General features: G+C 46.6%; 14 protein-coding genes. 10 read left to right on the top strand and 4 right to left on the bottom strand.

Features of this window, described 5'->3' with window-relative positions; translation table 11 throughout:
* Positions 1-298: 298 nt before the first annotated feature.
* The 3 genes from rodA to QUA40_RS24810 all read right to left on the bottom strand — a co-directional run bounded on the left by rodA (position 299) and on the right by QUA40_RS24810 (position 4,697).
* Positions 299-1,558, bottom strand: coding sequence for a rod shape-determining protein RodA (gene rodA, locus QUA40_RS24820; RefSeq protein WP_333130819.1), 1,260 nt, complete (start codon positions 1,556-1,558; stop codon positions 299-301).
* 318 nt (positions 1,559-1,876) lie between these two features.
* Positions 1,877-2,224, bottom strand: a complete 348-nt coding sequence (locus tag QUA40_RS24815) for a VOC family protein (RefSeq protein WP_333064302.1) — start codon at positions 2,222-2,224, stop codon at positions 1,877-1,879.
* 61 nt (positions 2,225-2,285) lie between these two features.
* Complete coding sequence (locus QUA40_RS24810) at positions 2,286-4,697, bottom strand: tetratricopeptide repeat protein (RefSeq protein WP_333130817.1); 2,412 nt, start codon at positions 4,695-4,697, stop codon at positions 2,286-2,288.
* Between the two features lie 214 nt (positions 4,698-4,911).
* Between QUA40_RS24810 and QUA40_RS24805 the strand changes: the two genes are divergently transcribed.
* From QUA40_RS24805 to QUA40_RS24775, 7 genes are all read left to right on the top strand, one after another.
* The gene (locus QUA40_RS24805; protein WP_333036967.1) at positions 4,912-5,118 is read left to right on the top strand and encodes an NfeD family protein; all 207 of its coding nucleotides are present in this window, start codon (positions 4,912-4,914) and stop codon (positions 5,116-5,118) included.
* A 277-nt stretch (positions 5,119-5,395) separates the two neighbouring features.
* A complete protein-coding gene (gene iscB, locus QUA40_RS24800; RefSeq protein WP_333130815.1) occupies positions 5,396-6,667 on the top strand; it encodes an RNA-guided endonuclease IscB in 1,272 nt (423 codons plus the stop codon).
* A gap of 72 nt (positions 6,668-6,739) precedes the next feature.
* Positions 6,740-6,928: an NfeD family protein gene (locus QUA40_RS24795; RefSeq protein ID WP_333130813.1), complete on the top strand. Its 189-nt coding sequence runs from the start codon at positions 6,740-6,742 to the stop codon at positions 6,926-6,928.
* 79 nt (positions 6,929-7,007) lie between these two features.
* Positions 7,008-7,190: an NfeD family protein gene (locus tag QUA40_RS24790; RefSeq protein WP_333130811.1), complete on the top strand. Its 183-nt coding sequence runs from the start codon at positions 7,008-7,010 to the stop codon at positions 7,188-7,190.
* 132 nt (positions 7,191-7,322) lie between these two features.
* Entirely contained in the window at positions 7,323-7,463 is a 141-nt protein-coding gene (locus QUA40_RS24785; RefSeq protein WP_333130809.1) for a hypothetical protein, read from the top strand.
* The gene (locus tag QUA40_RS24780) at positions 7,460-7,624 is read left to right on the top strand and encodes a hypothetical protein (protein WP_333130807.1); all 165 of its coding nucleotides are present in this window, start codon (positions 7,460-7,462) and stop codon (positions 7,622-7,624) included. The genes QUA40_RS24785 and QUA40_RS24780 overlap by 4 nt, the downstream gene beginning before the upstream one ends.
* A 158-nt stretch (positions 7,625-7,782) precedes the next feature.
* Positions 7,783-8,415, top strand: a complete 633-nt coding sequence (locus QUA40_RS24775) for a polysaccharide deacetylase family protein (protein WP_333130805.1) — start codon at positions 7,783-7,785, stop codon at positions 8,413-8,415.
* Between the two features lie 137 nt (positions 8,416-8,552).
* Here the strand turns inward: QUA40_RS24775 and QUA40_RS24770 are convergent, their stop codons facing one another.
* Complete coding sequence (locus tag QUA40_RS24770; protein WP_333130803.1) at positions 8,553-9,767, bottom strand: lipid-A-disaccharide synthase-related protein; 1,215 nt, start codon at positions 9,765-9,767, stop codon at positions 8,553-8,555.
* Positions 9,768-9,875: 108 nt separating this feature from the next.
* Between QUA40_RS24770 and QUA40_RS24765 the strand changes: the two genes are divergently transcribed.
* The 3 genes from QUA40_RS24765 to QUA40_RS24755 all read left to right on the top strand — a co-directional run bounded on the left by QUA40_RS24765 (position 9,876) and on the right by QUA40_RS24755 (position 13,122).
* Positions 9,876-11,039, top strand: a complete 1,164-nt coding sequence (locus QUA40_RS24765; protein WP_333130801.1) for a GuaB3 family IMP dehydrogenase-related protein — start codon at positions 9,876-9,878, stop codon at positions 11,037-11,039.
* A gap of 508 nt (positions 11,040-11,547) precedes the next feature.
* Positions 11,548-11,871, top strand: coding sequence for a thioredoxin (gene trxA / locus QUA40_RS24760; RefSeq protein WP_265239802.1), 324 nt, complete (start codon positions 11,548-11,550; stop codon positions 11,869-11,871).
* 189 nt (positions 11,872-12,060) lie between these two features.
* The gene (locus tag QUA40_RS24755; RefSeq protein WP_333130799.1) at positions 12,061-13,122 is read left to right on the top strand and encodes an LOG family protein; all 1,062 of its coding nucleotides are present in this window, start codon (positions 12,061-12,063) and stop codon (positions 13,120-13,122) included.
* The last annotated feature ends 235 nt before the right edge of the window (positions 13,123-13,357 follow it).

Here is a 13,357-nt window from a genome sequence, read left to right as displayed (position 1 = left end):
ATCTTTAGTTGAGTTTGAATATATCGGTCGCTCCTATTCATAGTTTGCGATCGATTATTCAGCAAGCCCTAATTAAGTTGATATACTTAAGCTGTTGGGTCTCTAAATTTTATTTTGGGGCGGGTTCTCGCGCGCACGCCACAAGAATTTTATCCAACTTGACTGTCCTAAAGAGTCCGCTCAGGAACCGTAAAATTTAGATGCGCCTAGGCCGATCAAAAAAAAATGCAATCGCCCGCAGAATCTCTCGAAAGAAATCAAAAGCGCGATCGCATTCCCAGAACCAATTACCAATGACCTAATTCCAACGCTTCTTGCGCTGTCGCTGGCTTGCCACCGCCTCCACCAGCCCCAGGCTGAGAAAATTACTCAGCAGCGACGCATTCCCGTAACTTAGGAAAGGCAGGGGAATGCCCGTAACCGGAGCCAAGCCAATGTTCATCCCAATATTTACGAACACCTGAAAAATCAACATTGACAGTACGCCGATCGCTAGCAAAGAACCAAAATTATCGTTAGCAGTTTGAGCGATCGTCACCAACCGGAAACACATTATCCAAAACACCAACAGCACGCAAATGCAGCCAATAAAGCCCAATTCTTCGCCAATAGCTGAAAAGATAAAGTCTGTATGCTGTTCGGGAATAAAGTTAAGCTGAGTTTGCGTTCCGTGAAACAAACCCCTGCCTTTTAGTTCCCCGGCCCCAATAGCAATCCGAGATTGAATCAAGTGATATCCGCTGCCTAAAGGGTCTTTCTCGGGGTTTAAAAACCCTGTCAGGCGCATTTTTTGATAATCCTGGAGCACATTCCAAAAAATATGTCCGAGGTGTCCAGAAACAACGTTCACCAACACAGCACCGAAAGTCCCTAACCAGGGCCAAGGCAGGGTTCGCCAAGCGATAATACCTGCCACAACTACCCAGGCTATCCAAAGCGGTGTAGATAGGTTATTGAAGAGAACTGAGATGAGAGGAGAGAATAGCAATATTAGCCAGCCGGGATTGACATTTCCCCAGTAAAACATCCCCATTGTGATCGCACCGAACACTAGGGAAGTACCTAAATTTGGTTCGGCAAATATCAATCCCCAGGGTACAGCCATAATCGCCAGCATCCTCAACATATTACCCACCGTGGGGACAGTCTTGTCGTGCAGGAGAGCTGCTAAAGTGACAATCATGCCTACTTTGGCAAATTCTGATGGTTGCAGGTAGAAGCCGCCGATGTTGATCCACCGCTGGGCACCGAGCCCTGTAGTACCGATAAACCGGACTGCGATCAGCGACAAATTGATTAATATGTAAATCGGCCATTTCCACTCCAGCAGTATTTGGTAGCGGCAGCGGGAAATGATGATGGCGAGGAACAAACCGACTCCGCCAGTTACCCAGTGCCGCCACCAGTCGATCAGCCCCTGGTTCATTTCGACGCTGCGGATCATGATGCCCCCGAAGATGGTGAGGCCGATGCAAGCGGCAAACAGCCAAGGGTCTGCTTCTTCCCAGGGTTTGAAGATGAATTTCCAGCGATTTCTGACTTGTATTCTCTGCAACATGAGGATTTTAGATTTTAGATTTTAGATTTTAGATTATCGAGCCGATTTTCGGAAGTTGTGGATATATTTCTGATTCAGAGCCTGCACCGTACTGTAGAAGCATCGGTGTCAGTATGTCACTTTATTCGGCGAGTTGTACGGAGGTTCCGGGCCGTCAGCAACGGGACTTGAGTGCGCGGACACAAAAATCTCCTAGGGTGCGCACGGAGTACCAATCTCCATGTAGGGTGTACTGTGCGCACGTTACCCGAATTTGGAACGACAAATCAAGGTTCGAGGTGACAGCGGGCGGAGCGCGATCCGCAAGTTCTAGAATAGTCAGGCTGGTTCGTAAAGGTATTCAAAACCGTTCCCATCTGGATCTCTGCCGTAAAAAGATGCAGTACCGTCGCGGTGTTCGTGAATGTGGGTGACGGAAACACCATCGGCTTTGAGTTGTTGGTAGGCGGATTCCATTTCGGTACGATCGTCAAATACAAACCCAAAATGAGGCCCTGCTTGGTCGTAACTCGGACTCAACAGCGCCAATCCGTCCTCTCCTGCTTTCAAATAAGCCCAGTCTGCATCTTTCCAGACTAACTCCATACCCAAGTTGCGGTAGAATTCAGCAGACTTCTCTATGTCTTGCACGCAGACGGCTACGTGTCCCAATCGTTTTAGTTTCATATCTACAAAGTTTATGGTTGTTCTTTCATTTATTGTATCTATTTTATGATTATTTGCTCGCTTAATTAGCTATTTTTTCTGTTTTTTTTGTTGCGGCTAACTGTACTTTTTCTACTTGTTTGCTAGCGTCCATTTCGCTGAACAGTTGAATGGCACGCTCAACATTTTCTTGGGTTTTCTCGATGTTGCCAAGTTTTTGTTCTGTTAGTGCTAGTTGATAGCAAGCTTCGGCTCGGTCTAATTTAGCGCTGGCTCGATCGAGTATTTCGATTGCTTCTGCATGGTGCTGCAGGGCTTGGTCAAATTCTCCCCGTTCTCGGTACAGCGCTGCTATACCGCTGAGAGCTTTGGCTTTGATGGTGCTGTACTGGTTTTGGTCGGCTTGGGCGATCGCTTGCTGGTAAAGGCTCAAAGCTTTGTCTGTCTCTCCCAGGTTTTGATAGGTGGCGGCGAGGAAAACTAACTTGTATCCCGTACCCACCAAATGACTGTTTTCCCGATCGGCATAAAGTTTTTCGGCGAGCTCTTCCGCCTCTTTTTTTGCTCCGACACAGGAGTTAAGGAAAGCTAACCCGACATTGACCGAATAGTTATTAATCTCGATTTCATCCCGTGAAGTTTTCAGCTTGACAAATATCTCCCTAGCTGATTCTAATTCGCCCATTTCTATTTGACAAAAACCTATATTAATTGCAGCGTTAACTTTCCAGAATTCCAGATTAGCTTGTTTGCCATTTTCTGGTTCGCTGCTTTTCGCTATAATTTGCAAAGATTTAGTGGCTTTTATTTCTGATATTTGATGGCATTCTATGGCTTGATTTATTTCACCTAAAATCCGATAACAAATACCTAAAATACTGTATAAACCGCTCAAATAATAATCAGAAGTCACATGGTTAACGATACGAGTAGTTGCTGAAAGTATGGGCTGCAAGAAACCTAATTTGTAGAGTGCTCGACCCAGCTTGTAATCTTGGGCAAACTGGATATTGATTTTTTTGAGGATGACGCTCGCGGCCTGCTCGAAACAGCTAATTGCCACATAATGATAGTAAGCTTCAAAAGCTTTCAGCGCATCTTCTACAGTCTCAATATTTTCAACACTCTCGCTCCAGAACTCGGCTGCTTTGCGGTTTGCAGTCTCCCAGTCTCCGGGCGAGAGCCGATCGACCGCTTCTTCCCGAATTGCTGGATGCAGCCAGTATTCGCCCTTCTGAGACTCGACTAGCGATCGGTGCAATAAAGATTTAATGATTTGTCGGCGTCCCGCTTCGGGAACGTCCCACAGCAAACACAAAAGTCCGTCAGTAGGGACTGTCGGCACATCTTGATAGCGGTAACAGCCCAAGCGACAAAGGAGTTGATAGGCTTCAGGATCGAGTTCGAGGAGGCGGTTAAATTGACTGGTAACTAAATTTTTTAAGTCTGTTTCAACGAGCGGATGATCGCTGTTTTCCAGCCAGTAAGCGGCCATATCTCCGTCAAAATCTTCTCGGATCGTGCCGCAAATAATGCCCATTGCTTTGGCATTGCCGCCGTAAACTTTGTGCATTTCCTTGAGGGCGACATCATCTATATTGATATTGCGGCAGCTAAGAAACTGCCGCCAAACTTCAACTTCCAATCCCGGAAGCAAGTAGTGTTCGACGGTGACATCTGAATCGCAAAGTCGATCGCGACTGGTAATCAGCGTTACCGACTGCACCGCTGCGTCAGCCAAAACTCGCAACAGTTCCACGTAAAGCCGATGCGGTTCAATAAACTTACCTTGTCCGTCGAGTGCGGCTTCCAAATTGTCAATCAATACGCCGACTTTGTGAGTCTGAAGCTGCCGCTTCAGTCGCCCCAGGGTGACGCCAAAGTCTGGCCCTGGTTCTTCCTGAAAGTCTTGCTTGAGCCATTCTTCGATCGCGCTTTCCAAGGCTGTGATGTTCTCTGTCTCTTTTGCCATCAACAGTTCAATTACCCGATCGAACCCTTGAGATTTCAGATACTGCCTGGCCAAAGTTGTTTTGCCGATACCACCGGCACTTTGGATGACAATCACTTTAGCTCCTTGGGCGACAAGAGTATTGAGATCTTCGATCGCCCCGAAGCGGCCCAAAAAATTCGGGTTTTCGATTTCCAAATCCGCATCAAGTCCGAGAGATACTGGGGCCGCAACAGTTTGTCCCGACTGTGGTTCAAGTGTCGAGTAGCTGCGCCAATACCTCTCTACAACCGCTTGAAGGTTGTCTCTTTTAATTTTTTCGCCTTCTCCAAACAAAGCTGAAAGCCGCTTCCACAAATTAGAGGCAGCATCCTTAACAGTCCCTACTCCATACCCTTCACTATCTGCAACCTGTTGGTACGTCCTGCCTTGCACGCCTTGCCAAGCTTCGCGAAAGATCGCGCTGTCAAGGTTGTCGAGAGTTTTCAGGTTTCGAGCCACAAGTAACGAGTTGGTAAAATCCAGTGCACGATCGGCTTCCATTGAGTCACCAGGTTTAGCGTTACCAATATGACACAACTTTAACAGACTTTTTCCGACTCGCTTACACGCTCAAACAGTGGACTTGTATAGACTTTTACCGACTGACACGGCCGAGGTTGGCCGGGGATACTGTTGAGTGTGGAGGGGAAGTTGACAGACAAGCTTCTAACTTACACACCGATCGAGTCGAGTTTATATTTGGGAGCAAGCAGCTATGTCTATTAACGATGTTGAAACAGCGATCGTAGATGAACAAATTCGCCCTCAAGAATGCGGCCGCGTTCGCTTCCAAAACAGTTGGTGGCCGGCGAAGTGCGATCGAGACATGACTTTTGAACCCGGTGAGGTGGTTCGCGTCGTGGGGATTGAAAATATTACTTTGATAGTTGCAGCGTCGTTTGCGATCAATTCTGAAAGTTAAGGTAAATCTACAATCGGGAGTAAGCAATCGTCAATCACCCGGCGCTGCTCGGAGTACCGAGACAGCGCGGGCACAGAAAGAGCCTAGTTGACCAGTCTAAGTGGTTCGCCCACTACGTTTAAGGTAAGTGTTGAAGTACCTACCGGAAGATGCGTGCTAGTCTTCCGCTCTAGAACTTAAAAGTTAAACAGGTGTAAGGGTTAAGCCAGTGCTTTTAAGATAGTTACCGACCTTAAACATTGACGAAGCAAACATTACCCCGTAAGGGAGGACTTAAATGTCTAATTTTGTTTTTGTACTTGATACCAAAAAACGACCGCTCAATCCCATCCGCCCAGGATTGGCACGTAAATTGTTAACTAATGGCAAAGCTGCTGTCTTCAAAAGGTATCCATTTACGCTAATTCTGAAAGTAGAGATAACTGTACCACAAAAACCAATTACTCTCAAAATAGATCCTGGCTCTCGAACTACGGGAATTGCATTGGTGCAAGGAGAAAACGTAATCTTTGGTGCAGAACTAACTCACCGAGGTCAAACTATCAAAGCCAGTCTTGAATCTCGGCGTTCATTACGTAGAAGCAGGAGAAATCGCCATACTCGCTATCGTCCAACTAGGTTTCTAAACAGGACTAGCCCTAAAGGTTGGCTAGCCCCAAGTTTGCAACATCGTGTGGCAACAACCTTAACTTGGGTGACTAGATTAATGAAACTCGCCCCCATTGCTTCTATTGCTCAAGAGCTTGTGCGATTTGACTTACAGCAATTAGAAAACCCAGAGATTTCTGGCATTGAATACCAACAAGGCATTTTGCATGGTTATGAGATCCGCGAGTATTTGTTGAACAAATGGGACAGGAAGTGCGCTTACTGTGGTGTAATTAATACACCGCTACAAGTCGAACATATTCATCCCAAAGCCAAAGGCGGAGCTAATCGCATTTCTAATCTTTGCCTTGCTTGCGATGCTTGCAACAAAAAGAAAGGTACTCAAGATATTGAGCAATTCTTATCTAAAAATCCAGAGATTTTGAAGGGGATTCTATCTCAAGCAAAACGTCCGTTAAAAGACGCAGCAGCCGTTAACTCAACTCGTTGGACATTATTTAATCGACTCCGTACAACTGGCTTGCCTGTTTCTACAGGTAGTGGTGGCTTAACAAAGTTCAACCGCATTCAATTAAATTTAACTAAAACTCATTGGCTAGACGCAGCTTGTGTCGGAAAGGTTGAGTCATTGAAGATTTTAACAAACAAGCCACTATCGATCAAAGCAACTGGTCACGGGACACGTCAAATGTGCCGTACCGACAAATTTGGCTTTCCATCTCGCTATGTTCCCCGGTTTAAGTTTGTTAAAGGTTTTCAAACGGGAGATATTGTCAAAGGGATTGTAACCTCTGGCAAGAAAATTGGTACATACGTTGGACGTGTTGCCGTAAGAACCAGTGGCTCATTCAATATTTCCGCCTCAGAATTGGTGTCAGGAATTAGCCACAAATATTGTTCAATTATTCACAAAAAAGATGGTTATTCGTATGCAGCATAAACCTTGCCCCCCTTTTCCTCTCACCGCTGACCTGGGTACAGGTACAGCGGGAGTCTCCAAGGGGGAAGAAAGATGAATTTTGACAATTCCAAAAAAGCCATCGTGGATGAAGAAATTCGACCTAATGAGTCCGGTCGCGTTCGTTTCCAAAACAGTTGGTGGCCGGCGAAGTGCGATCTAGAGATGACTTTTGAGCCTGGTGACGAGGTTCGCGTAGCCGGAATTGACAATATTACTTTAATAGTTGAAGCGTCGTTATAAATCAATGGCTTAGGGAGTCGAGCTATAAGTTTATAGCATCCCAAGGTTCCACCCCAACTACAATCCGGAGAAAGTAATCATGACTGTCAGCCATTTAGAAAGAGCGATCGTTGAAGAAGAAATTAAACCGAATCAGTCCGGCAGTGTGCGATTTCAAAGCAGTTGGTGGCCTGCCAAATGCTTTCGAGAAATAACTTTGCAGCCCGGTGAAGTTGTTCGCGTCGTGAGACTTGACAACATTACTCTGATAGTTGAAGCGTAGTTGGTAATTAAGGAGTTAGCGAGTCGAGCTATAAGTTAATCGCAACTCAAAGTTGTGGCAAACTTGGAATTAGGATCAAAATCATGACTCTCAGCAATTTGGAAAAAGCGATCGTAGAATAATAAATTCGACGTGACAAATTCGGATTCGTCCGCTTCCAAAGCAGTTTGTAGCTTGCTCCGGTGCGATAAAAGCCTAACTTTTAAACCGGGGAAGCTGGTTTATGTGGTGGGAATTGACAAGATTACCTTGCTGCTGGAAAGTATTGCTTGAAATGTCGGAATTTGCGATCGCGCTGCCATTTAGGGGTATCTCTCTTCAAAACTCTTCACAGGCGCGATCGCTCTTCTCACCTCTCTTGGCTTCCATATTTTAGCGTGGAAGCTCAACAAGAGCGATCGCGCAGTAGTGCTGACGTTTTTTTGCAGACTTGACAAGCGCGATCGATATTCATGCCATCCGCTGCAAATTGTGGTAATCTGACAGCAATCCACTTTAATGCTCGAGCGAGCCTTGTGCAGCTATGCGAATAAGTAAAAATTTACAAAAGTTTCTGCTTTTCACGATAGCGTTATTTTTCGCAGCATCGCTATTGATTAAAGTTACTAAATTTCACAATTATTTCGGCATCAACCGCGCCGATACGGAAGTGAAAGTTGTTGCCCTCACCTACGATGACGGCCCCTATCCTCCCTATACAAATCAGCTTTTAGATATCTTAGACCGCTATCAAGTTAAAGCAACTTTTTTTGAAATCGGCCGCAATATTGAGAAACATCCAGAAATCGTGAAAATGATTATCGCGAGGGGAGAGGAGTTGGCCAACCATTCCTACTCTCACAAAGATATGATGTTTAAACCCCGGCAAGTTTTGCTGTCTGAGATTGAAAAAACGGACAAACTTTTGCAGGAATTGGGGGTTAAGCAAGACAGTATTAGTTTTCGGCCACCTTGGGGTAGGCGATTTGTAGTTTTGTCTTATTTGGTATCCCAAATGCACAAAAAACTGATTATGTGGGATGTGGATTCCCAAGATTATGAGAAAACACATACGGTAGAGGATATCGCAAATCAGGTGATTGACAATGTGCGATCGGGTTCGATTGTGGTGATGCACGACGGCGGGGGCGATCGCTCGAAAACCGTAGCAGCAACTGAGATAATTGTCAAGGATTTGCAGTCGAAAGGTTACGAATTTAAAACTGTTTCTGAGTTGTTGAAATAGCAGTAGGGTGCGTTAGCCACAATTATTTTCGTGACAAATCAACAATCTCATACTGACGCACCAGGGAATAAATGGTGCGTCAGAATTACACTTTCCGTGCAGATTGAAAAATTAAAACCTCACGCACCCTACCACAATCAAGAACAAAGATAGTTTGCCACGTAATTAGCAATTTTTATGCTGCCACCAGATGGCCCCATTCTCTCTAAACCATTTTGAATGCAACTGGCTAAATATTTATCATCTTGCAAAGTGCGATCGACTGCCAAAGCAGCTTCGTTGATAATATCAGAATTCGCTGGTTGTGTGCCAATAACCTGTACCGAATCACCTAAAAGCCGATTTTGAGCCTCCGCAAATCTATAGGTAAAGGCAGGGCCGTTTCCCGGTACTGCAATTACAGGTTTTCCCAAGCCCACAGCTTGTTCGACAGCAGTTCCAGTCATCCCAATTACTAAACTAGACTGCTGCAAAATATCGCCGAAAGCATCGGCTGAGCAAATTACTTCTAGTTCTTCTAATTTGTGTTCGCTAAAAGACCGTTTGATTGCTGGAAAAATGAGCTGGCCCGATCGGTGTTGCCATCCAGAACGCGCCGCAATATCATCTAATTGAGGCATCAAATTCGGAACTAAAGCTGCCCGAAACAGCACTGGTACAGTAGAGTTACCAACAATTTCTTTAACCAGTTCCAGCAGCAAAACGAGGTTGTCGGTGGCTTCCCGGAGGCGAGAACCGGGGAGAAGGGCGATCGTCCGAACTCCGGCTATTAACTGCAAATCTGTGCCAGTAGGATTGAGGTTGTCCATGACAGGATTGCCGACAAACTGAGCTTTCTTTAAACCCTGTCGCTTTAAGTCAGCTGCAGTCAAAGCATCTCTAGTAAAAACCGCCAGACATTTGTTCGAGCAAAGCAACTGCCACAAGATTAAACCCAAATCGACTCGCCCTTCGTAATAACTAGAATGGGCAGATAGAAAAATTATATAGGGGCGGTTGCTGACATGGGCGATCGCCGCCGCGACAATATCCCCAGTTGCCACCACCAAATCGCAGTGGCGCGAATGCGTCCAAACAGCCTGCAATTGCTGCCAAGTCAAAGCAATTAGCCCTGCCCCAATATCTTTGAGGAAAAACAGGGGATTCATGTAAAAAACTCCCCCAGACGGCATTTGACTGGTGGGCCCAATAATGGGTACGGTCGATCGGCTATAAGCAGCACCGTCACCTACAATCGGCATTGCCGAAACATCAACATCCGCGCCAGATGCTCTCAAAGCTTTGATAATTTGACAGTTAATCGCGTCTTCCCCGTGGCCGTTGCTGAGGAAAAGTATCCCCTTCGATTTCATAAAATCCAATCAAGATCAGGTTTTTTAAACTGATTTGCGCGATCGCTACCTGCCGACAGGCTACGATTTTGTTACTCTAATTTAAATACATTGTGGAAGTGAAACAGCGTGAATATTGAAATTGGGCGGGGCAAAAGCGCTCGCAGAGCTTACGGCATAGATGAAATCGCGCTTGTACCGGGACAGCGCACCCTCGATCCGAGTTTGGCAGATACCAAGTGGCAGATTGGCGGGATCGATCGAGAAATCCCGATCATCGCCAGCGCCATGGACGGAGTAGTCGATGTCCGCATGGCCATTTTGCTGTCGGAATTGGGAGCAATGGGCGTACTCAACCTAGAAGGAATTCAAACCCGCTATGCCGACCCCCAGCCAATATTAGAGCGCATCGCCAGTGTCGGGAACCACGAATTTGTTTCCCTGATGCAGGAACTTTATGCCGAACCCATCAAGCCAGAATTAATCGAGATCAGAATTAAAGAAATTAAAGCAGGAGGAGGGATTGCCGCCGTCAGCGGTACACCGGCCGGTGCGAGCAAATACGGCCGGGCGGTTGCTGAATCTGGAGCCGATATATTTTTTGTGCAAGCAACTGTAGTCTCGACAGCTTTCCTTTCCCCTGAATCTATCTCATCTTTAGATTTGACGCAATTCTGTCAAGAGATGCCGATACCAGTAATTTTGGGTAACTGCGTGACCTACGAAGTCGCCCTGAATTTAATGAAAACCGGCGCCGCAGGCATTCTCGTGGGCATCGGGCCGGGGGCTGCTTGCACGTCTAGGGGCGTATTGGGTGTCGGCGTTCCCCAAGCCACAGCGGTAGCAGACTGCGCCGCCGCGCGGGACGACTACTATCGCGAAACTGGCAAATACGTGTCGGTGATTGCTGACGGCGGTTTAATTACTGGCGGCGATATCTGCAAGTGCATTGCCTGCGGTGCCGATGGAGTGATGATTGGTTCGCCCTTTGCCAGGGCCGCCGAAGCTCCTGGCCGCGGCTTTCACTGGGGGATGGCGACTCCCAGCCCTGTTTTGCCGCGCGGCACTCGCATTCGCGTGGGGACTACGGGTACTCTGGAGCAAATTTTGCGCGGGCCGGCCCTCCTAGATGACGGTACGCACAACTTGCTCGGAGCTCTGAAAACTAGCATGGGCACCTTGGGCGCTAAGGATATTAAAGAGATGCAGCAAGTGGAAGTGGTAATTGCTCCTTCTCTGCTGACTGAGGGTAAAGTCTATCAAAAAGCTCAGCAGTTAGGCATGGGTAAGTAGATTTACCGATCAAATACCAGCATACCTTGACAAAATTTGTTCAAGAGTCTCGAAATTTACAGAATATTGTGGAATTATCGAGAAGGAGATGTCACAATAGAAGAAGCGGAGACGAATGTTTCCGTTCACTCCTCACACCACACTCCGCCCGGACTACTGTTCGGGCGGTTCCTTTTTTGCCGGACATCTTGGCTCTTGCTTACTAGATACAGAACAGAGGCTTGTAGCTCCGGAGAGGCCCTGAGTGGAAGAGTGGGAGAGTCTGGGAGTGGGAGAATTTTTTTTCTACATAAGTGCATTCTGCCTTCGGAAACATAAGTGCCTTCGGAAACATAAGGGCCTTGTTCCTTGAGAAACCTGGTGCGTTCTTCCTTTTACCGTCTTCCCTCTTCCTTCTACCGTCTTCCTTCTTCCTTCAGAAGCCTTCTCTTAAAATCGTTGACGCAAGTGGTTACACTTTTTGCTAGACTTGTTATCCGAGAAATAGTATTTACAAGGATGGCTAGGGATGTCAGCAGCCGCGCAAGTAACCGACTCTACCTTTAAGCAGGAAGTGCTCGATAGCGAAGTTCCAGTTCTAGTGGATTTTTGGGCTCCCTGGTGCGGGCCCTGTCGGATGGTGGCGCCCGTCGTAGAGGAAATTGCCCAGCAATATGAAGGGCAGGTCAAGGTAGTAAAAGTTAATACCGACGAGAATCCTAACGTGGCAAGCCAATACGGTATCCGCAGCATTCCGACGCTGATGATATTTAAGGGCGGTCAGCGGGTGGATATGGTGGTTGGGGCAGTTCCGAAAACTACTCTGGCCAACACTCTGGAAAAGTACATTTAACCTCACTGCGAGCGGTTTCGCGCTGTTCTTTTTGGGCAGCGAAAGCTAACTCGCTTCAGAATCGGGGCAAAGCTACTAGAAAAGTTATTAGTTGCCAGCAGGGCAATTTGCTGGTCGCTATTAGCTTCTAAATTTAGCTTGCCCCTTAATTTTTAGTAGCGACAATTTGTTATCGTTTCGGAAAAATTCATGATTCGTTCTGGTCAAGGTTTTGAGTCCCTCCAAGCTGAAGTGATGGATTTGCTCGATCGCTTCCCAATGTTGAAGCACTCTGAGTGGATCGGACGATCGCTCTCTACTATAGTGCAAATGGCCGGAGAGGATCTCGATCGCCTAGACTGGAAGATTATTGCGGCGTCGCTCCGAGATATGGAGAGCGCTTTTGAGATGTTTTATCCTTACCGCCACGTTCGCAAAATTGTGATTTTTGGTTCGGCGAGGGTATTACCGCAATCGGCGGAATATTTGATGGCCAGAGACTTTGCGCGGGCGATCGCCCAGCAGGGGTTTATGGTGATTACTGGCGGGGGCGGGGGAATCATGCAGGCGGGGAACGAGGGGGCGACTGCTGAACGTTCTTTTGGGCTGAACATTCAGTTACCTTTCGAGCAGGGTTCTAATCCTTTTATTGCGGGCGATCGCAAATTGCTCAATTTTAAATATTTTTTCACTCGCAAGTTATTTTTTCTGCGGGAGAGCGATGCTTTAGCTCTGTTTCCGGGCGGTTTCGGCACTCTGGACGAGGCTTTTGAGTGTCTGACTTTGATTCAAACTGGCAAGTTCGGGCCGGCTCCTGTGGTATTGATTGATCGACCGGGAGGAGATTATTGGCTTGATTGGAATTATTTTGTGCAAAAACAATTGCGCGGCCGGGGTTTGATTTCAGCCGACGATCGCAGCCTGTATACGATTACTGACGATATAAATGTCGCTTGCGAGGCGATCGGGAGTTTCTATCTGGTTTATCACTCCTGCCGCTACGTTCAGGAAAAATTGGTAATTCGCTTGAAAACAGAGCTTTCTGAGGAGAATGTCTATCGGCTAAATACTGATTTTAGCGATATTGTTGTCACCGGAAAAATTGAAAAAAGTCAAGCTTTGGAACCGGAAATAGGAGATGAAACTTTCGAGCTGCCGCGCCTGACTTTGCATTTCAACCAGCGGGATTTTGGGCGGCTTTATCAGCTAATTGCTGCTATTAATCAAATGGGTGCAGCTTCGCCGGCGGCGGCGCATCCAGAACAAAAGTAGTCATTAGTTATTAGTCATTAGTCATTAGACTTGTAGGGTGCGTCAGACTTTAGTTAGAGAGTGATTATTAATGGTTTAGACCTCAGACGCACCATACTATAGGTGTCAGTTGCGTAAGTCTTAAGAAACGAAAAAATTAAGAGTAAAATTTATGGCTTACCTTAGCGGGTGACAACGTACCTATAATGCTTGCTGCATAAAGGATAGAGCCAAGAAGCCGCGCTGAAAATAGAGA

This window comes from Microcoleus sp. Pol11C3 (assembly GCF_036701485.1).
Lineage (GTDB): Bacteria > Cyanobacteriota > Cyanobacteriia > Cyanobacteriales > Microcoleaceae > Microcoleus.
The sequence above is the reverse complement of the archived record's forward strand: the minus strand, read 5'-3'. Positions and strand labels throughout refer to the sequence as shown.